Below are 19,109 nucleotides of genomic sequence, written 5' to 3' on the forward strand. Positions count from 1 at the left end.
GATGCCGGTAGCGACCGAACGCCAGGACCCCGGCCCGGCGGTGGCCGGGGTCCGCCGGGGCGGGGCACCGCCGGGGCCCCGCCGCCCGGCCCCGGGCGCCACCGGGCGCGCACGGCTGACCGGCGCCGCCCCGTACCTCCTGCTGCTGCCCGCGCTGGCGGCGACCGCGTTGCTGCTGGGCTGGCCGCTGGTCAAGGACGGCCTGCTGTCATTCCAGAACCTCAATATGCGGCAGCTGATCCAGCACCTCACCGAGTGGAACGGGGTCGACAACTACCGCGAGACGCTGACCAGCGAGGACTTCTGGCGGGTCACCCTGCGATCGGTGATCTTCACCGCGGTCAACGTGGTGCTGATCATGCTGCTGGGCACCCTGATCGGACTGCTGCTGGCCCGCCTCGGCAGCAAGATGCGGCTGCTGCTCTCGGTCGGGCTTGTGCTGACCTGGGCCATGCCAACCGTCGCCGCCACCACGGTCTTCCAGTGGCTCTTCGCCGCCCGCTTCGGGGTGGTCAACTGGGTGCTGGACGCGCTCGGCTGGCACTCCATGGCGGACTACAACTGGACCGGCGGCCAGTTCTCCACCTTCTTCGTCATCACCGTGCTGATCGTCTGGGGGTCGATCCCCTTCGTGGCGATCAACCTCTACGCCGCGACCACCACCATCCCCGGCGAGCTCTACGAGGCGGCCGCGCTCGACGGCGCCGGCGGCTGGAAGAGCTTCACCTCGGTGACCTTCCCCTTCCTCAAGCCGTTCCTGCTGGCCACGACGTTCCTCGAAGTCATCTGGGTCTTCAAGGCGTTCACCCAGGTCTTCGCGATCAACGAGGGCGGCCCCGACCGGCTCACCGAGACCCTGCCCGTCTACGCCTTCGTCGAGGGCGTCGGCAATCAGCACTACGGCATGGGCGCCGCGATCTCGCTGCTGACCATCGCGGTCCTGCTGGCGCTGACCTCCTACTACCTCCGGATCGTGCTCAGGCAAGAGGAGGACGAGCTGTGAAGCGCTCGCCGCTCGCCCGGCTGTGGCCCAACGCCACTGCCGTCGTGCTCTTTCTCGGCTTCGTGTTTCCCGTCTACTGGATGTTCACCACGGCCCTCAAGCCGACCTCGGACATCATCTCCGAGGACCCGGTGTGGTTCCCGACCGGAGCCACCCTCGAACACTTCCAGAAGGCCATGGACGCCGAGAACTTCTGGACCCTGGTGGGCAACTCGTTCACCGTCACCCTCTCGGCGGTCGGCCTCTCCCTGCTGATCGCGCTGCTCGCGTCGTTCGCCCTCGCCCGGATGCGGTTCAAGGGGCGCCGCGGCTTCCTGCTGACCTTCATGATCGCCCAGATGGCGCCCTGGGAGGTCCTGGTCATCGCCATCTACATGCTCGTGCGCGACGGCGACATGCTGAACAGCCTGCTTCCGCTCACCCTGTTCTACATGGTCATGGTGCTGCCCTTCACCATCCTCACGCTCCGCGCCTATGTGGCCGCGATCCCCAAGGAGCTGGAGGAGTCCGCGATGGTCGACGGCTGCACCCGTCCGCAGGCGTTCATCCGGGTGATCTTCCCGCTGCTCGCCCCCGGCCTGATGGCCACCTCGCTCTTCGGCTTCATCACGGCCTGGAACGAATTCCCGCTCGTGCTCATCCTGAACAAGGATCCGGGCGCCCAGACGCTTCCGCTGTGGCTGTCCAGCTTCCAGACCGCCTTCGGCGACGACTGGGGGGCCACCATGGCGGCAGCGTCGCTGTTCGCCATCCCGATCCTGCTCCTGTTCCTGTTTCTGCAACGCAAGGCGGTCGGTGGGCTCACTTCCGGCGCTGTGAAGGGATGATCCCGGTTTATGACGACCCTCGCACACGACTCCGCCACCCTCACCCGCGACGCTCTCACCGTTCTCCAGCCCGGCTTCACCGGAACCACCGCCCCCGACTGGGTGCTGCGGCGGCTCGGTGAGGGGCTCGCCTCCGTCGGCCTGTTCGGCCGGAACATCGCCACCCCCGAGCAGCTGGGCGCCCTCACCGCCCAGCTGCGCGCCGAGCGTGACGACGTCCTGGTGGCGATCGACGAGGAGGGCGGCGACGTCACCCGGCTGGAGGTGCGCACCGGCTCCTCCTTCCCCGGCAACCTGGCGCTCGGCGCCGTCGACGACCCGGAGCTGACCCGCGCCGTCGCCCGCGAGCTGGGCCGCCGCCTCGCCGAATGCGGCGTCAACCTCAACTGGGCGCCCTCCGCCGACGTCAACTCCAACCCCGACAACCCCGTCATCGGCGTGCGCTCCTTCGGCGCCGAGCCGGGGCTCGTGGCGCGGCACACCGCCGCGTACATCGAGGGCCTCCAGGGCGCCGGAGTCGCCGCCTGCACCAAGCACTTCCCCGGCCACGGCGACACCGCCGTCGACTCCCACCACGCCCTGCCGCGCATCGACGCCGGTCTCGACACCCTGACCGCCCGCGAGCTGGTGCCCTTCCGGGCCGCCGTCGCCGCCGGGACCAAGGCCGTGATGAGCGCGCACATCCTGCTGCCCGTGCTCGACCCCGACCTGCCCGCCACCCTCAGCCCCGCCGCGCTGCACGGCCTGCTGCGCCGGCCCGTGGCCGACGGCGGACTCGGCTTCGACGGGATGATCGTGACCGACGGCATGGAGATGCGGGCCATCGCCGACGCGTACGGCATCGAGCGCGGCAGCGTCCTGGCGATCGCCGCGGGCGCCGACGCCATCTGCGTGGGCGGCGGGCTCGCCGACGAGGACACCGTGCTGCGGCTGCGCGACGCGCTGGTCACCGCCGTCATCGAGGGGCGGCTGGCGGAGGAGCGGCTGGCCGAGGCGGCGGCGCGGGTGCGCGCCCTGGGGGAGTGGACGCGGCGCTCCGGAGGACCGCGCGCGGCGCACGGCATCGAGCCCGCCGCGGGGGTGGGGCTCGCCGCCGCGCGCCGTGCGCTCAGAGTCACCCCGGCCGGGACCTCGTACGAGCCGGTGACCGGGCCCGCCTACGTGGCCGCCTTCACCCCGGTGGCCAACATCGCCGTCGGCGAGGAGACCCCCTGGGGCGTCGGCGCCGAACTGGCCCGGCTGCGCCCCGGCACCGGGGCCGCCACCTACGGGCGGCAGGACGCCGACACCTTGGGCGTCCACGGCCTGATCGAAAATATGCTCGACACCGCGGGGGCCCGTAGGATCGTCGCTGTGGTCCGCGACGTCCACCGCCACCCCTGGATGGCCGACGCGCTGGACGCCCTGCTCACCGCCCGGCCGGAGACGGTCGTCGTGGAGATGGGGGTGCCCCAGGCGCCGCCCGCCGGGGCGCTGCACATCGCGACCCACGGCGCCGCCCGGGTGTGTGGACGGGCGGCCGCGGAAGTGATCGTCGGCAACGGCGCCGGTGACCACCCCGGGGACTGACCCCTCAGCCCCTCGGCCCAGCCCGGCATAGAGCCACCTGGAGGCACCCAGCATGTCCGCCACGACGACGGCCCAGCGCAGCGACCAGCCGGGCCGGATCATGTCCGGCGAGATGGCCGAGCAGCCCGCCGTGCTGCGCCGCATCCTCGACCAGGGCGCCCCGAGGATCCGCGAGGTCGCGGAGCGGATCGCCGCCCGCAACCCGCGCTTCGTCCTGCTCACCGCCCGGGGCACCTCGGACAACGCGGCGCTGTACGCCAAGTACCTGCTCGAGGTGCTGCTCGGCAAGCCGTGCGGGCTGACCTCCATGTCCACCACCACCGCGTACGGCGCGCAACCGGACCTCACCGACGTCCTGGTGATCACCGTCAGCCAGTCCGGCGGCTCCCCGGACCTGGTGGCCTCCACCGAGGCCGCCCGCGCGGCCGGTGCGATCACCCTCGCGGTGACCAACAACGCCGACTCGCCGCTCGCGGCCGTCTCCGAATTCCACATCGACGTGCTGGCCGGGCCGGAGAAGGCGCTGCCCGCGACCAAGACCTACACCGCGGAACTGCTCGCCCTCTACCTCTTCGTGGAGGGGCTGCGCGGCGGCGACGGCGCGGCCGCCAAGGTGCTGCCCGACCTCGCCCAGCAGATCCTCGACCGCCAGGACGAGGTCCGGCAGCTCGCGGCGCGCTACCGCTTCGCCGAGCGGATGGTCCTCACCTCCCGGGGCTACGGCTACCCGACCGCCAAGGAAGCCGCCCTGAAGCTGATGGAGACCAGCTACATCCCGGCGCTCTCCTACTCCGGCGCCGATCTGCTGCACGGCCCGCTGGCCATGGTCGACAACATCTCGCCGGTGATCGCCATCGTCACCGAGGGCAAGGGCGGCCAGGCGCTGCGGCCGGTCCTGGAGCGGCTGCTCGGCCGGGGCGCGGACCTCGTGGTCATCGGCAGCGCGTCGGAGGTGGAGCGGGCCTCGGCCGGGTTCGCCCTGCCGACGGACGGCGTCGCCGAGGAGGTCCAGCCGATCCTGGAGATCCTGCCGCTGCAGATGCTGGCGTACGAGGTGACGATCGCGCGCGGGCAGGACCCGGACGCGCCGCGGGCGCTGGCGAAGGTGACGGAGACCCGCTGAGACACACGGAAAGGGGCTCCTGCGGCCTTTGGGGGCGCGGGAGCCTGGGTGTGACACCCGCGGGCCGCGGCGCCAGGGCGGGACCCTCAACCCGCCCGGCACCGCAGCCCGGAGTTGCGTCGGCCGAGCGGCCGACCTGAGGATTCCCGTGCGGTCAGGGCAGAGCGCTCCGGGTTCCTCGATCCGCCCTCCTGTGCGGGGAGAGCGGAAGATCGCAGTGCTCGATATTCTGGACTAGACCACTGCTGTCTGTCCATGCTTATGCGCGAATAGGCTAATCCACCAGTGAGGGTAGGCTCACAACGTGCCCTCCATGAACGACCTCGTACGCCAGCACACCGCACTCGACGATTCCGATCTCGAGTGGCTCCACCTGCTGGTCTCGGAGTGGCAGCTGCTCTCCGACCTCTCCTTCGCCGATCTCGTGCTGTGGGTCCCCACCAGCGACGGCACCCGGTATGTCTCCGTGGCCCAGATGCGGCCGAACACCGGGCCCACCTCCTACCAGGACGACATGGTCGGCCATCTCGTCCCCCGTGGCCGCCGTCCCATGCTGGACGCCGCCCTGGACGAGGGCCGGATCGTCCGGGAGGGCGACCCCGAGTGGCGCGAGGAGGTACCGGTCCGGGTGGAGTCCATCCCGGTCCGGCGGGAGAGCCGGGTCCTCGGGGTGATCGCGCGGAACACCAATCTGCTGACCGTACGGACCCCCAGCCGGCTGGAGCTCACCTATCTCCAGAGCGCGTCCGACCTCGCCCAGATGATCGCCGCTGGATCGTTTCCGTTTCCCAACCAGCAGGTCGACATGGACGCTTCACCGCGCGCGGGCGACGGGCTGATCCGGCTCGACGCGGACGGGGTGGTCCAGTACGCGAGCCCCAACGCGCTCTCCGCCTACCACCGGCTGGGCCTCGCCGCCGATCTCGTCGGCCACCACCTGGGCAAGACCACCGCCCAACTCGCCCCGGTGCGCGGCCCGGTGGACGAGGCGCTGGTCAAACTGGCCAGCGGCTGGGCGCCCCGGGAGTTCGAGGTCGAGGGCGGCGACGGGGTCATCCAGCTGCGGGCCATTCCGCTCAAGCCCAAGGGGCTGCACATCGGCTCGCTGGTGCTGCTGCGGGACGTCACCGAACTGCGTCGCCGCGAGCGCGAGTTGATCACCAAGGACGCCACCATCCGGGAGATCCACCACCGGGTGAAGAACAACCTCCAGACGGTGGCGGCCCTGTTGCGGCTCCAGGCCCGCCGCATGGACTCGGCGCAGGGGCGGGAGGCGCTCAACGAGGCGGTGCGCAGGGTCGGCTCGATCGCCATCGTCCACGAGACCCTCTCGCAGAACCTCGACGAGCGGGTCGAGTTCGACGACATTGCCGACCGGGTGCTGGCGATGGTGGCCGAGATATCGCCCGGCAAGGTGACCGGCCGCCGCACCGGACGGTTCGGCATCCTCGACGCCGAGGTGGCCACCCCGCTGTCCATGGTCCTCACCGAGGTACTGCAGAACGCGCTGGAGCACGGCTTCGGACCGGGGGAGCAGGGCACGGTCGAGGTCTCGGCGGTGCGCGGGGGCAGCGGTGAGGAGAGCCGGCTGGCGGTGATCGTCCAGGACGACGGGTGCGGGCTGCCCGAGGGGTTCGACCCGCAGCGGGCCGGAAACCTGGGGCTTCAGATCGTCCGCACCCTGGTGGAGGGGGAGCTGGGCGGGACGTTCGACATGGTGCCCGCCCCGGAGCGCGGCACCCGGGTGATGCTGGACTTCCCGGTGGGTGCGGAGAAGCACTGATGTGCTGAGCACATCGTTGTCCGCATCGTTATCAGCACCGCCACCGGGGTTGGCATCGGGAATGTCATCGGGGTTGGCATCGGGATTGTCGTGGGCCCGGAAAGCACTGAGCCCCGGACCCATCCGGTCCGGGGCTCAAAGCTCAATTTGCTGTGCGCATCGGGGGTTCTACGCGCTGCGGCTCGGGGGCCACGGGGTGCCGGGCTTCAGGCGCTGGCGTTGCGTGCCCGGTTGCGAGCGGCACGGCGCTTCATGGCGCGGCGCTCGTCTTCGCTCATTCCACCCCAGACGCCGGAGTCCTGGCCGGACTCAAGCGCCCACTGCAGGCACTGCTCCATGACGGGGCAGCGGCGGCAGACGGCCTTGGCTTCCTCGATCTGCAGCAGCGCGGGACCGGTGTTGCCGATGGGGAAGAACAGCTCGGGGTCTTCCTCGCGGCAAACGGCGTTGTGACGCCAGTCCATGGCTGCTCCATCTCCTCGTATTGCGGGCTCGTTGCTTGTGAATGTGAACGCTTTCACGAATCCCCCCGCAAGGGCAGGGCCGCCACACCAGTTGGGGCTGGTGCGGTCCTGTGGAATGAGGAGGGGGTTCGGGCTCTCAAGGGGGCCTTTCAGAAGGCCGTCCCGATCGCCAAGAAGAGACTCGCAAACCTCGGCGACGGATACAACCCCTTCCGGAAAGTTTTTTTTGATTCCTTGGTGTCGGCTCGGTCACAGCCGTACTTCCGGTGGGTGGAGTCCAGGGTAAACGTTCGACTGGAAGGACTTTTTGCGGTCTCACTCACACAATCACACCCAGTGCACGGCGTACGCCTGTGAACGTCACGCTCGTACGCAGTCCCAGATGGTCACCGTCCATCTGGAACGGCAGTGGCGCCTGGGATTGCAAGGTGAAGTCCGTCAGATCGTGAAGCGCTACCACATGCTTGCCGCGGGGCCCGCGCTCGGGTGTCGACATCAGCAGCTGGGTCGCGTAGCGGGTCATCGCCGGCGCCGACAGCTTGGCGAGTCCCAGCACGTCGAGGGCGGTGTCGAAGGACGCCTGGGGCGCCGCGTAGACCGGGCGGTTGCCCAGAAAGGTCCACGGAGAGGTGTTGCAGACTATCGACAGCGCGAGCTCCTCGATCGGATCCTCGCCCGGCCGCCCGATGGTGATGGTGCCCTGCCGCCGGTGCGGCTCCCCCATGAACTGCCGCACCATCTGCCGTATGTAGAGCGCGTGGGTGGACCGCTTACCGCGCTCGCGCTGCTGCTCGACCCGGCCGATGACGCTCGCGTCGAAGCCGAGCCCGGCGCAGAAGGTGAACCAGCGGGCCGGGACCGACTCGTCCCGGGTGCCCGGAGTGCCGCCCGCGAGTCCGAGGCCCACGGTGCGCTCGGTGCCGTCTCTCAACGCGTCCAGCAGGGCGCCGGTCGCCTCGACGGCGTCATTGGGCAGCCCGAGGGCGCGGGCGAAGACATTGGTGGAGCCGCCGGGCACGACCGCGAGCCGGGGCAACTCCTGCGGGGCGGGGCCATGGTGCAGCAGTCCGTTGACGACCTCGTTGACGGTGCCGTCGCCGCCGAACGCCACGACCAGTTCATGAGTGCCGCCGTCGACCGCCCGCCGGGCCAGGTCGCGGGCGTGCCCCCGGTACTCCGTGGTGGCCACGTCCAGCTTGAGATCACTGGCGAGCGCGTGGAACAGAACATCCCGGGTGCGGGCACTGGTGGTGGTTGCTGCCGGGTTGACCACGAGGAGTGCGCGCATGCGCGCCAGCCTACCTATCCGGGACGACGGGCCCCAGGGGGGTAGGGTCCGGGCGCCTCGAGGACGGCTAGGCTGCTGGGGTGAGCAGTAAGAAGTCCGCTACCGCGAAGTCCGCTACCGCGAAGAAGGCGCAGAAGGCCACGGCCCGGAAGGCGACCGAGCGGAAGGCCACGGCCGGGCCGGACGCCGGGGCCGCCAAGGCGGCCGACGCCGCCGGTGCCGCCGATGTCGCCGAGGTCGCGCCCACCGGGCCCCGCCCCGCCCGGCTGACCGCCGCCGCGGTGCTGGCCGCCGCGGAGGGCGTGGTGCTGCTGGGCTTCGGCGTCTATGTACTGATCATGGGGCTGACCGGGAATCCGGAGAGCCCGCAGCAGGCGGAGATGCTCGGGGTCACCGTGCTGGCGCTGGCCCTGCTGCCGCTGCTGGCGGCCCGTGGGCTGTGGCTGCGCCGCCGCTGGAGCCGCGGGCCCGCGATGATCACCCAGCTGATGGCGCTGCCGGTGGCCTGGACGCTGCTGCAGAACGGCGGCTGGCTGATCATCATCGGAGTGGCCACCACCATCGTGGCCCTCTCCGTCCTGGCGCTGCTGATCAACCCGACGGCGACCGAGGCCCTCGGCATCGGGCCCCGCGACGCATAGCCGGTTTCGCCCTTGAGGCGTGCCCTACTGAGGCGTGCCCTACGGGCCTTGGCGCCTGCGGCGGGCTGCTCCCCTCCCCGCCCCTTCCCACAACTGGGGCTCCGCCCCAGACCCCGCTCCTCAAGCGCCGGAGGGGCTGGAAGGCGGGGCTCCGCCCCAGACCCCGCTCCTCAGGCGCCGGAGGGGCTGGAAGGCGGGGCTCAGCCCCAGACTCCGGGGTCCAGGGGCGAAGCCCTTGCCACGCGGCGGAGCCGCATATCGATGCCGTGGGAAGGGGCGGGGAGGGGAAAGGCGCCCCGAGCACCCCGTGGCGCCGCTACTCCTCGACCAGCAGCTTGTCGCGCAGCTGCGCGAGGGTGCGGGCCAGCAGCCGGGAGACGTGCATCTGGGAGATGCCGACCTCCTGCGCGATCTGCGACTGCGTCATATTGCCGAAGAAGCGCAGCAGCAGGATCTTCTTCTCGCGCGGTGGCAGATCCTCGAGCAGTGGTTTGAGGGACTCGCGGTACTCGACGCCCTCGAGCGCCTCGTCCTCCGCGCCGAGGGTGTCGGCGACCGCCGGGGACTCGTCGTCCGTGTCCGGGACGTCCAGGGACAGGGTGCTGTAGGCATTGGCGGACTCCAGCCCCTCCAGCACCTCCTCCTCGGAGATGGACAGATGCTGGGCCAGCTCATGGACGGTCGGGGCGCGGCCATGGCGCTGGGAGAGCTCCGCGGTGGCCGTGGTCAGCGACAGCCGCAGCTCTTGAAGCCGGCGCGGCACCCGCACCGCCCAGCCCTTGTCGCGGAAGTGCCGCTTGATCTCGCCCACGACCGTGGGTGTCGCATAGGTGGAGAACTCCACACCGCGGTCCGGATCGAACCGGTCCACGGACTTGATCAGCCCGATGGTGGCGACCTGGGTGAGGTCGTCCAGCGGCTCACCGCGGTTGCGGAAGCGCCGGGCCAGGTGCTCCACCAGCGGCAGATGCATACGCACGAGGTTGTTGCGCAGCTCGGCCCGCTCGGCGGAGCCCTCCGGCAGCTGTCGCAGCTCGGCGAACATCGCCCGCGCGCCACTCCGGTCCTGCGGATCGTGCTGCTGATGCACCTGTTCGTGCTGATCCATGTGGTCCGCCCGCTCTGGTCGGTCTCCTGCCGCCTCCGAGTCCGCGGGATGCGGCCGGGCCGGCGGGTGCGGGATGGCCGGGGTACCTACTCCCCGCGATGATGCAGTGCTCACGGAGCCCCCTTGTTCCGTCACGGCTGTCCGGGGCCGGCGCCGCGCTCCTTGTACAGGCTGATGCTGACCGTTCGGTCCTCGGCCACCGTCGAGTCCACCTTGCCCGCCAGTGCGGAGAGCACCGTCCAGGCGAAGGTGTCGCGCTCGGGGGCGCGACCGTCGGTGGTGGGAGCCGAGACGGTCACCTGGAGTGCGTCGTCGATCAAACGGAAGACGCAGCTCAGCACGGAGCCGGACACGGCTTGCTGCAGCAGGATCGCGCATGCCTCATCGACGGCGATACGCAGATCCTCGATTTCGTCGAGGGTGAAGTCCAAGCGGGCTGCGAGGCCGGCGGTGGCCGTCCGCAGCACCGACAGATAGGCACCCGCAGCGGGCAGCCGGACTTCCACGAAGTCCTGGGTCCCGGGCTCGCCTGCGATCTGGGACACCCTCACCTCCAAGGTGACACAAGCTGATTGAGCTGAGCTGATTGGAGCGTCGGCCCCGAACCCTTATGGTGGAGGGTGATACGGGTCGGCGCTGTATGTACTTTGGCTGCGACGCTATCGCGATCTGCGGTTCGGTGTCGCCCGGACGAAGCACGGCCCCCATCACGGGTGAACCCCGGCCCACAAGGCCGCGATATCACTCATAGTAAGCACATGAGTACGCAGCGTGGCTAGAGGGTTTGCGGTCTCAATTCGAAAGAGATGTCGCCTCACTCAGGAAATCGCTGGTCACGGCGGTGCCCATGGCCTGAGCGGCCAGCGCTCGCAGCGGCTCTCCGGAGAGCCTGCGCACCGTCCATTCGTCCATCGCCTCCGCGCCGATCGCGGCGTAGAAGCCGATCGCGGGCTCGTTCCAGTCGAGCACCGGCCATTCGAAACGGGCATATCCCCGCTCCACGCAGATCCGAGCCAGCTCGGCGAGCAGCGCCTTGCCGTGGCCGCCCCCGCGGGCCCGCGGGGTGACGTACAGGTCCTCCAGATACACGCCATGGGTGCCCGTCCAGGTGGAGAAGTTACGGAACCACAGGGCGAACCCCACCGGACCGGCGGGCCCTCCGGCGCCACCGGCCTCCTCGGCGATCAGCGCGAACACCGCGGGATGCGCCCCGAAGAGCGCCTCGCGCAGCTGCTCCTCGGTGGCCTTCGCCTCCTGCGGAGCCCGCTCGTAGTCCGCCAGCTCGCGGATCATCGCATGGATCACCGGGACGTCGGACGGCTTCGCTGATCGGATCATGTGGTGAAGGCTAGCGGGCCGCACCGACAAACGCGGCAGTCGATCTCCGACATTGCGCGGAAAACGCCAAGACCAGGGCGTCCGCGGAGCCGGGACCTCACCACGCCTCGGCATCTCACAGCACGATGAGCTGATCCACAAAGCACCAGCGCCAGTCCTCTCCCTCCTCGAAGCTGCGCATCACCGGATGGCCGGTCTCCTCGAAGTGCCGGGTGCTGTGCTGGTACGGCGAGGAGTCGCAGCAGCCCACATGTCCGCACACCAGACACTTCCGCAGCTGGACGGGGTGGCTGCCGACCGCCAGGCATTCGGGGCAGGTGTCTGACCGCGGCTCCGGTTCGGGACGCGGCAGTGCGGGAACATGCGGGCACTCGTTCATGATTGCCAGACTAAAACGCCGCGTGAGCGGAGCACATGGACGACCGTCGGGACGGCCGACGGAGACAGGGCCGGACGATGGACGTATTGCCGTTGTTGATGCTGGTCGCGGGCAGCGCGGTGGTCGCGGGCGCGGCGCGCCGGACCCCGGTGCCCGCGCCGCTGCTGCTGGTCGCGGCCGGGCTCGTCGTCTCGTACGTACCCGGGGTGCCGGACTACACGCTGGACCCGCATATCGTGCTGCCCCTGGTGCTGCCGCCGCTGCTGCACAGCGCCGCGCTGGACAGCTCGTACCTCGATCTGCGGGCCAATCTGCGGCCGATCGCGCTGCTCTCCGTCGGGTATGTGCTCTTCGCGACGGTCGCGGTCGGCGTGGTCGCCCATCTGCTGATCCCGCAGCTGCCGCTGACCGCCGCGCTCGTACTGGGCGCGGTGGTCGCGCCGCCGGACGCCGTGGCCGCCACCGCCATCGCCCGCCGGATCGGGCTGCCCTCCCGGCTCACCACGCTCCTCCAGGGCGAGTCCCTGTTCAACGACGCGACCGCGATCACCGCCTACCGGGTGGCGGTGGCCGCGGCGGTGGGGGAGGGCGTCAGCTGGGCCGAGGGCCTGCGGGAGTTCGCCTTCGCGGCCATCGGCGGCGTCGTGGTCGGTCTGATCCTGATGGTGCCGCTGCACTGGCTGCGCACCCGGCTGCGGGACGCCCTGCTGCAGAACACCCTCTCGCTGCTCATCCCCTTCGTCGCCTACGCCGTCGCCGAGCAGTTCGAGGCGTCGGGTGTGCTGGCCGTCGTGGTGGTCGGGCTCTACCTCGGACACCACTCCTGGCAGGTCGACTTCGCCACCCGGCTCCAGGAGGCGGCGGTCTGGCGCATGATCGACTTCGTTCTGGAGTCGGCGGTGTTCGCGCTGATCGGACTGCAACTGCGAGTTGTGGTGGGCGGCCTGGGGGAGTACGGGGCGGACCAGGCCGCCTGGTACGCGGCCGTCGTCTTCCTGGCCGTGGTGGCCGCCCGCTACGTCTGGGTCTTCCCGTCGACCTTCGTGCCGCGCATGCTCTTCCCCGGGATCCGCGAGCGTGAACCCGGCACCAACTGGACCGCGCCGGTGATCGTCGGCTGGGCCGGGATGCGCGGCGTGGTCTCGCTGGCCATCGCCTTCTCGATCCCGGAGACCGTGCACGGTGGCGCGCCCTTCCCGGCCCGCAACCTGATCCTCTTCCTCACCTTCACCACCGTCATCGGCACCCTGGTGATCCATGGGCTCACCCTGCCGTCCCTGATCCGGCTGCTCGGGCTGCCCGGCCGCGACCCCCACGCGGAGACCCTCGCCGAGGCCCAGGCGCAGAACACCGCGTCGCTGGCCGCCGAGCGCCGCCTGGGGGAGCTGCTCGCCGATGAGCGCAACGCCCTGCCGTCACCGCTCGCCGACCGGCTGCGCACGGTGCTGGAGCAGCGCCGCAACGCCGTGTGGGAGCGGCTGGGCGCGGTCAACGAGGTGACCGGCGAATCGGCGGACGACACCTATCGGCGGCTGGCCCGGGAGATGATCGAGGCCGAGCGGGCGGTGTTCGTGGATCTGCGGGACGCCCGGCGGATCGACGAGGAGATGCTGCGGTCGCTGCTGCGGCGGCTGGACCTGGAGGAGGCGGCGCTCTACCGGGAGGGGGCCACGGAGGACGGAGCCTGAGCCCCGGCCCCTCCGCGGCCGCCCGCCGCATCCGGCGCCAGGGGGTGTCCTACTTGAGCTGTTCGCGGATCCGGTCGCGCATCGAGGCCATGGTGAAGCCGCGCGGGTCCACCTTGCCCGGCTGCCATTCGAGGTGGCCGATCACCGAGCGCTCGGTCCAGCCGTGGTGGCGGCACACGGCCGCCGCGGCCCGCGCGATCGCGTCCAGCTGGGCCTCGGGCCACGGGTCCTCGCCGTCGCCCAGGTTCTCGCATTCGAAGCCGTAGAAGGCGCGGTTCCCATCGGTGTTGGCCTCGTTGTCCGACGGGAGGGCCTTCTCGGCGATCACCGCCCGCAGGACGTCGTCGTCGCCCAGCCCGGCGTGGTTGGCGCGGCCGTAGCCGACCAGATGGACTCCGCCGTCCTTGGCGATCACGCCGTGGCACAGCGGGCCGGGCAGCCCCTCGAAGCCGTCCCGGCAGATCTCCACGGTCTCCTCGGTGCCGGAGGTGACGGTGTGGTGGATCATCACCCCGTGCACCGGGCCCCACGGCCCCTTGTGGTTCCGGTTGTGGTTCCGCCAGTCGCCGACCTGCGTCACCTGTAAGCCCTCGTTCTTCAGTGCCGCCAGGAAGTCCCCCGCGGACATGGGTGAGGCCATGCCCCGCCTCCGTTCTGGTCCTGAGGCGGGCCCCGGTCGCGGCCCGCCTCGTTCACTCGCTTGCTTACCCGCCGCACACCCATAAACACATGGGGTGATGAATGACGGGGGGCGCGTTATCGTGCGGACCGGTTCATCCGTACGACCTCGCAACAGGAGACGCACCGCGCCCATGGACTACCAGGCAGTGCTGGAGGAGGTCGCGGCCCATGTGCGGCCGCAGATCGGCCGGGGTCGGGTGGCCCAGTACATCCCGGCGCTCGCCTCGGTGGATGCGGACCGCTTCGGGATCGCCCTCGCCGACGACGGCGGCCGGGTCACCGGGGTCGGCGAGTGGGAGCACCGGCTGGTCCGTCTTTTAGGGGGCGTCCGGCGGGTGGTGGCGCCTGCGGCGGGCTTGTTCCCCACCCCGCCCCTTCCCGAAACTGGGGCTCCGCCCCAGGCCCCGAAACTGGGGCTGCGCCCCTTTCCGCGGCATCGACATGCTTCCGCCGCGTGGCGGGGCTTCGGTCCAGGCCCCGGGGTCCGGGGGCGGAGCCCCTGGTGACGGTGCGGGGAGGGCCCTTGCCCCGGCCGTGGGTCAGGCGGTGTCCGGCGGTGTCCGGTAGGTCGTGGCGCTTGCGGTGGGTTGAGCATTGTTCGGCTCTGCCGCGGGCTTCGGGATCCTGGGCTTTGGGGTCTGGGGGCGGAGCCCCTGGCGACGGTGCGGGGAGGGCCCTTGCCCCGGCCGTGGGTCAGGCGGTGTCCGGCGGTGTCCGGTAGGTCGTGGTGCTTGCGGTGGGTTGAGAATTGTTCGGCTCTGCCGCGGGCTTCGCGGTCCTGGGCCTCGGGGTCCAGGGGCCGAGCCCCTGGTAGCGGGAAGGGGCGGGGAGGGGAAAGCATCGAGCGCGGACGGCGCGCCCGTGGAGGTGGCGCGAGGCCTGGCGTGGCGGGAGCATGGAGGGTAGTGGTGGTGAGCAGGAGGTGTACCGCCATGCAGCACGAGATGCGCGCCGAATACGAGGAGGGCAGCTCCGGGCGGGTCGCGGGCGCGCCGGTCAAGATCTGGCACATGGTCCGCGGGAACGGAACGACCGCGATGTGCGGGCGGGAGCTGGACCCGGACGCCGAGACCCAGGCCGCCGACCTGTGGGCCACGGGTGACGCGGGGCCCTTCTGCCACTCCTGCGGCGCGATGTATCTGCGCGAGGTCCCTTGAGCGCCTTGAGCGAGTACCGGGAGCGGAGGGCGCTGATCGGCCACGGCGCCGTGGTGTGGACCCGTACGGCCGGCACCGGGCCGCAGCGGGTGCTCCCCGACGGCTGCACGGACCTGATCTGGAGCGAGGCGGGACCGGGGCCGGACGGCGAGCTGCTGGTCGCCGGGCCGGACACCCACGCGCACCTGGCCCCCGGCGCGCCGGGCACCCGCGCGGTGGGGCTGCGGTTCGCGCCCGGCACCGGCCCTGCCGTACTGGGCGTACCGGCGCATGAACTCCGCGATCTGCGGGTGCCCTTGGCCGCGCTCTGGCCGGGCGCGGAGGTCCGGCGGCTGGCCGAGCGGATCGCCACCGGGCAGACGGCGACGGCCGCGGGGCGCCTTCTGGAGGAGGCGGCCTTCGGACGGCTACGGACGGCGGAACCGCCCGATCCGGTGCTCGCCGCGATTGTCGCGGCGGCCTCGCGCGGGTCGGGAGTGGCCGGGATCGCCGCCGACGTGGGCCTGGGGGAGCGGCAGCTGCACCGCCGCTCCCTCGCCGCGTTCGGCTACGGCCCCAAGACGCTGGGCCGGGTGCTCCGGCTGAACCGGGCCCTGGACCTGGCGCGCACCGGCCTCCCCTTCGCGGAGGTCGCGGCCACGGCGGGCTACGCCGACCAGGCCCATCTCGCCCGCGACGTCAGGGCGCTGGCGGGAGTGCCCCTGGGACGGCTGCTCAGGGTGCCGTAGGGCTTTCGGCTCATGCGGCTGAGCGGCCGGGGACAGGTCCCAGCGATGGCCGGGGCAGAACCGAGCCCCTAAAGAACCGAGCCCCTAAGAGAACAGGTCGATGCCGTTGCCGTCGGGGTCGAGGACCGTGGCGTAGCGCTGGCCCCAGGGCGCGTCGAACGGCTCGAGCTTGCCGCGTACCCCCGCCCCCACGAGGTCCTGGTAGGTCTTGTCCACGTCGGCCGGGCTGTCGCAGGCGAAGGCGAGCCCCACCTGGTGGGAGCCGCTCGGCGGCGTCCACTCCGGTTCGAAGGAGCGCACCGTCGCGACGGTGTCCCACATCAGCCGCACGCCGCCGGGCAGGGCGGCCTCGACGTGGGGCTGGGTGTCGGCGTCGGCGGGGATGTCGAGGCCGAGAAGGCGGTAGAAGGCGAGGGAGGCGGCCATGTCGGCGACGACCAGGCCGATGGCGTCGAATCGTGCTGTCATACGGGCAGCGTAGGGAGCGCCTGGGCGGCCGGTCTTGAACGAATCGGACGTCTCTGCCGAGGGCGGGCCGGGGCGGCCGGGGGGACCCTCCGGGGACCCTCACGGGCAGTGGATGACCTGGCCCGCGTACGACAGGTTGCCGCCGAAGCCGAAGAGCAGCACCGGGGCGCCGGAGGGCACCTCGCCGCGCTCGACCAGCTTGGAGAGGGCGAGCGGAATGCTGGCCGCCGAGGTGTTGCCGGACTCCACCACATCGCGGGCGATCACCGCGTTGACCGCGCCCAGCTTGCGCGCGACCGGTTCGATGATCCGCAGATTGGCCTGGTGCAGTACGACACCGGCCAGGTCCTCCGGGGAGAGCCCGGCCCGTTCGCACACCTCCCGCGCGATCGGCGGCAGATGGGTGGTGGCCCAGCGGTAGACGGTCTGGCCCTCCTGCGCGAACCGGGGCGGTGTGCCCTCGATGCGGACCGCGCCGCCCATCTCCGGGACCGAGCCCCACACCACGGGGCCGACACCCGGCCGCTCGGCGGCCACCACCACGGCCGCGCCCGCGCCGTCGCCGGTCAGCACGCAGGTGGAGCGGTCGGTCCAGTCGGTGGCCGCGCTGAACTTCTCCGCGCCGATCACCAGGGCCGCGGTGGCCGCCCCGGCCCGGATGGTGTGGTCGGCGGTGGCGAGGGCGTGGGTGAAGCCCGCGCACACCACATTGAGGTCCATGGTGGCGGGGTGGGCCAGCCCGAGCCGGGCGGCGACCCGGGCCGCCATGTTGGGGCTGCGGTCGATCGCCGTGCACGTGGCGACGAGCACGAGGTCGATGTCGGAGAGGGCGAGCCCGCTGTTGGCCAGCGCCTTGGCGGCGGCCGCCGCGGCCATCTCGTCGACCGTCTCGTCGGCGCGGGCGAGATGGCGGGTGCGGATACCCACCCGGCTGCGGATCCACTCGTCGCTGGTGTCGACCATGGCCGCGAGGTCGTCGTTGTCGAGCACCTTCGCGGGCTGGTAGTGGCCGAGCGCCAGTACGTGCGAGCCGGTCATCGGTCATCCCCTTAGCGCCAGTGTCGACGTGTCCGCGCAATTCTGCGGAGATCTCGACGGACAGTCTGCGGTGTGTCCAGTCTTGAGCGGAGCAGACGTGCCGTGCGCTCGGGTTACTCACCAATCTTGGGCGCCAAGATCTGGAGTTTCCGGCCTTTCCCCGGCGGGTGCCGGGTGTTGTGGCGGAAGGGAATGACCTCTGACCGCGGCTCAGGAGAGCCGACTCAGGGCCGTCGGCTCAGGAGAGCTGGCCGTCGTAATCCGGGAGTTTGAAGGACTTCTCGGCGTGGCCACCGGTGATGTCGGTGGGGCTGTTGCCGATGTTGGCGATGATCGTGTAGCCGTTCCTCTCGATCTCCGCCCGCTTGGCGGTCTTGTACTCCGCCACGTCCTGGAAGAGGTCCGGCAGATGACGTACGTACAGACCGGCCACCGAGTAGCCGGCCTTCTCCAGGTTGTACTCGGTGGGCAGGTAGATGATGCCGGGGCGCGCGGTGACGAAGAAGATGGCCACACCGCGGTCGTGGGCGTACTGGGCGAGCCTCAGCACCGGCTCGACGGCGGGCTGGGGGTAGCTGAAGCCGAAGTCCGTCTCCAGCGAGGTGTTGTCGATGTCCAGGACGATGGCCTGCTTCTCGCCCGAGGGGTCGGCGGTGCGCTCCTCGATGTACGGGCGGGCCTGCTCATCGACGATGGCGCGAACATCGCGCTGCCAGGTCTCGTAGTCGACCTCCTCGGCGGCGGTGCCGCTCGACGGCGCCGCCGTGGTCGCCGTGGTCGCCGTGATGCCGGTGGTACCGGTGGCACCGGTGGTGCTGCCGGGCGTGGCGGCGGTCGCCGTGGTGGCCGTTCCGCCGACGCCGATGGCGAGGGCGAGGACCACCGTCGTCATGCCGAGCCGCCGTGATCGCACGCGTCCTGCTGTCATCGGTCACTTCCTTCGCGTCGAGGCGTTGCCGGGTGGCATGTTCACGGCTGCCGGTGGACATGAGAAGACCTCTGCTTTACCGGCGAGTAACGGTTTGCGGCCGAGGGGCCTTAATAGGCCAACGACACGTGCCGGGCCGTTCGTTGACTGGTCAGCCGGTAGATGGGTATGTCATCTACTGAAGGGCCGGCCTGGACCCCGGCGATGACCGGCGTGGCCGCGGGCTCCGGTGTCGCGCGCCTCCACCAGGTCAAGGAGGCTTGCATGTTCGATGATCGGCCCGCCTTCGGCGTCCGTGTCCACGCGCTCGGCGGCGTCACCGTCGCCGAGGTCGCGGGAGAGCTGGACATCTTCGCCGCGGGGCGGATCGTGGCTCGGCTCGATTCCCTCGTTCAGGTGCGGTGCCCGGATCTGATCCTGGACCTACGACCGGTCACGTTCCTGGATTGTGCTGGATTGTCGTTACTGTGCCGGTTGCGCAACCGCGTGCTGGAGCGGGACGGGCGGCTGCGGCTCGTCATCGGCGATCCGCGCTTTCTGCGGCTGCTGCGCATGGTCCGGCTGGACGACGCCTTCGAGGTACTGGAAGATCTGACTCCGGCGATCGCGGGCGCGGCGGGTCCGATGGCCGGAGGGGGCGGAGGGGGCGGTGACGCCCTCGCGTAGGCTGTATCTGACCAAGTGTCAATAGTAAGAACCGAAATTCACTCGGACGAGCGGTCTTTACCGGCGGAATGCTGCGTCCCTCCCTCTGTAACCGGGGGTCACCCCCTTACGCTCGCGGGACGTCGCCTGAGGACCCGGCGGATTTCGCACCCGATGCCCGACCCTGCCCGCTTCCGGGACCTGACGAAGGTGAGAGGGGGCAGTGTGCCGTTCCGAGGGGATATCGCGATGA

The 19,109-nt window shown here is 70.9% G+C and carries 20 protein-coding genes and 1 pseudogene; 11 read left to right on the forward strand and 10 right to left on the reverse strand.

All coding sequences use genetic code 11. The features are described from left to right. The first annotated feature begins 1 nt into the window (after nt 1). The 5 genes from J2Z30_RS24620 (at nt 2) to J2Z30_RS24640 (ending at nt 6,305) form a co-directional block, all read left to right on the forward strand. Nucleotides 2-1,003 (forward strand): carbohydrate ABC transporter permease, encoded by a 1,002-nt coding sequence (locus J2Z30_RS24620; protein ID WP_044570131.1) that lies wholly within the window; start codon nt 2-4, stop codon nt 1,001-1,003. Continuing rightward, entirely contained in the window at nt 1,000-1,830 is an 831-nt protein-coding gene (locus J2Z30_RS24625; protein ID WP_044570129.1) for a carbohydrate ABC transporter permease, read from the forward strand. The genes J2Z30_RS24620 and J2Z30_RS24625 overlap by 4 nt, the downstream gene beginning before the upstream one ends. A 9-nt stretch (nt 1,831-1,839) precedes the next feature. Then, entirely contained in the window at nt 1,840-3,399 is a 1,560-nt protein-coding gene (locus tag J2Z30_RS24630; protein WP_044570127.1) for a glycoside hydrolase family 3 protein, read from the forward strand. Between the two features lie 52 nt (nt 3,400-3,451). Beyond that, nucleotides 3,452-4,522 carry an SIS domain-containing protein gene (locus tag J2Z30_RS24635; protein WP_044570125.1) on the forward strand — a complete coding sequence of 357 codons (1,071 nt, stop codon included), beginning with the start codon at nt 3,452-3,454 and terminating at the stop codon, nt 4,520-4,522. A gap of 313 nt (nt 4,523-4,835) precedes the next feature. Continuing rightward, nucleotides 4,836-6,305: a sensor histidine kinase gene (locus J2Z30_RS24640; protein WP_044570123.1), complete on the forward strand. Its 1,470-nt coding sequence runs from the start codon at nt 4,836-4,838 to the stop codon at nt 6,303-6,305. Between the two features lie 206 nt (nt 6,306-6,511). On the opposite strand, the gene J2Z30_RS24645 is transcribed toward J2Z30_RS24640, so the two are convergent. Then, nucleotides 6,512-6,769 (reverse strand): WhiB family transcriptional regulator, encoded by a 258-nt coding sequence (locus J2Z30_RS24645; protein WP_014054815.1) that lies wholly within the window; start codon nt 6,767-6,769, stop codon nt 6,512-6,514. 319 nt (nt 6,770-7,088) lie between these two features. Then, nucleotides 7,089-8,057 (reverse strand): diacylglycerol/lipid kinase family protein, encoded by a 969-nt coding sequence (locus J2Z30_RS24650; RefSeq protein ID WP_044570121.1) that lies wholly within the window; start codon nt 8,055-8,057, stop codon nt 7,089-7,091. A gap of 80 nt (nt 8,058-8,137) precedes the next feature. On the opposite strand from J2Z30_RS24650, the gene J2Z30_RS24655 reads away from it, so the two are divergent. Beyond that, nucleotides 8,138-8,698 (forward strand): hypothetical protein, encoded by a 561-nt coding sequence (locus tag J2Z30_RS24655; RefSeq protein ID WP_209468818.1) that lies wholly within the window; start codon nt 8,138-8,140, stop codon nt 8,696-8,698. 316 nt (nt 8,699-9,014) lie between these two features. Here J2Z30_RS24655 and J2Z30_RS24660 read toward each other — a convergent pair whose 3' ends face one another. The 4 genes from J2Z30_RS24660 to J2Z30_RS24675 all read right to left on the reverse strand — a co-directional run bounded on the left by J2Z30_RS24660 (nt 9,015) and on the right by J2Z30_RS24675 (nt 11,523). Beyond that, nucleotides 9,015-9,920, reverse strand: coding sequence for an RNA polymerase sigma factor SigF (locus J2Z30_RS24660; protein ID WP_371106055.1), 906 nt, complete (start codon nt 9,918-9,920; stop codon nt 9,015-9,017). A gap of 17 nt (nt 9,921-9,937) precedes the next feature. Beyond that, nucleotides 9,938-10,351, reverse strand: a complete 414-nt coding sequence (locus J2Z30_RS24665) for an ATP-binding protein (protein WP_014054819.1) — start codon at nt 10,349-10,351, stop codon at nt 9,938-9,940. Nucleotides 10,352-10,598: 247 nt separating this feature from the next. After that, a complete protein-coding gene (locus tag J2Z30_RS24670) occupies nt 10,599-11,144 on the reverse strand; it encodes a GNAT family N-acetyltransferase (RefSeq protein ID WP_044570119.1) in 546 nt (181 codons plus the stop codon). A 115-nt stretch (nt 11,145-11,259) separates the two neighbouring features. After that, complete coding sequence (locus J2Z30_RS24675) at nt 11,260-11,523, reverse strand: UBP-type zinc finger domain-containing protein (protein ID WP_044570117.1); 264 nt, start codon at nt 11,521-11,523, stop codon at nt 11,260-11,262. Nucleotides 11,524-11,600: 77 nt separating this feature from the next. Here J2Z30_RS24675 and J2Z30_RS24680 point away from each other — a divergent pair, with 77 nt between their 5' ends. After that, nucleotides 11,601-13,211 (forward strand): Na+/H+ antiporter, encoded by a 1,611-nt coding sequence (locus J2Z30_RS24680; RefSeq protein WP_044570115.1) that lies wholly within the window; start codon nt 11,601-11,603, stop codon nt 13,209-13,211. A gap of 49 nt (nt 13,212-13,260) precedes the next feature. Here the strand turns inward: J2Z30_RS24680 and J2Z30_RS24685 are convergent, their stop codons facing one another. Further along, a complete protein-coding gene (locus J2Z30_RS24685; RefSeq protein ID WP_209468819.1) occupies nt 13,261-13,851 on the reverse strand; it encodes an N-acetylmuramoyl-L-alanine amidase in 591 nt (196 codons plus the stop codon). Between the two features lie 172 nt (nt 13,852-14,023). Between J2Z30_RS24685 and J2Z30_RS49845 the strand changes: the two are divergent. The 3 genes and pseudogenes from J2Z30_RS49845 to J2Z30_RS24700 all read left to right on the forward strand — a co-directional run. Continuing rightward, nucleotides 14,024-14,191 (forward strand): annotated as a pseudogene (locus tag J2Z30_RS49845) (glutaminase); the annotation flags it as partial. A 633-nt stretch (nt 14,192-14,824) separates the two neighbouring features. Next, the gene (locus tag J2Z30_RS24695) at nt 14,825-15,049 is read left to right on the forward strand and encodes a hypothetical protein (RefSeq protein ID WP_020868512.1); all 225 of its coding nucleotides are present in this window, start codon (nt 14,825-14,827) and stop codon (nt 15,047-15,049) included. Between the two features lie 5 nt (nt 15,050-15,054). Beyond that, nucleotides 15,055-15,777, forward strand: a complete 723-nt coding sequence (locus tag J2Z30_RS24700) for a helix-turn-helix domain-containing protein (protein WP_044570110.1) — start codon at nt 15,055-15,057, stop codon at nt 15,775-15,777. Between the two features lie 84 nt (nt 15,778-15,861). Here J2Z30_RS24700 and J2Z30_RS24705 read toward each other — a convergent pair whose 3' ends face one another. The 3 genes from J2Z30_RS24705 to J2Z30_RS24715 all read right to left on the reverse strand — a co-directional run bounded on the left by J2Z30_RS24705 (nt 15,862) and on the right by J2Z30_RS24715 (nt 18,211). Next, nucleotides 15,862-16,245, reverse strand: a complete 384-nt coding sequence (locus J2Z30_RS24705; protein WP_044570108.1) for a VOC family protein — start codon at nt 16,243-16,245, stop codon at nt 15,862-15,864. Nucleotides 16,246-16,344: 99 nt separating this feature from the next. Next, a complete protein-coding gene (locus tag J2Z30_RS24710; RefSeq protein ID WP_044570106.1) occupies nt 16,345-17,283 on the reverse strand; it encodes a beta-ketoacyl-ACP synthase III in 939 nt (312 codons plus the stop codon). A 238-nt stretch (nt 17,284-17,521) separates the two neighbouring features. After that, nucleotides 17,522-18,211, reverse strand: a complete 690-nt coding sequence (locus J2Z30_RS24715) for an HAD family acid phosphatase (protein WP_044570103.1) — start codon at nt 18,209-18,211, stop codon at nt 17,522-17,524. Nucleotides 18,212-18,475: 264 nt separating this feature from the next. Between J2Z30_RS24715 and J2Z30_RS24720 the strand changes: the two genes are divergently transcribed. Beyond that, the gene (locus J2Z30_RS24720) at nt 18,476-18,877 is read left to right on the forward strand and encodes an STAS domain-containing protein (protein WP_044581404.1); all 402 of its coding nucleotides are present in this window, start codon (nt 18,476-18,478) and stop codon (nt 18,875-18,877) included. Nucleotides 18,878-19,109: the final 232 nt, after the last annotated feature.

Source organism: Streptomyces iranensis (assembly GCF_017874715.1).
GTDB lineage: Bacteria > Actinomycetota > Actinomycetes > Streptomycetales > Streptomycetaceae > Streptomyces > Streptomyces iranensis.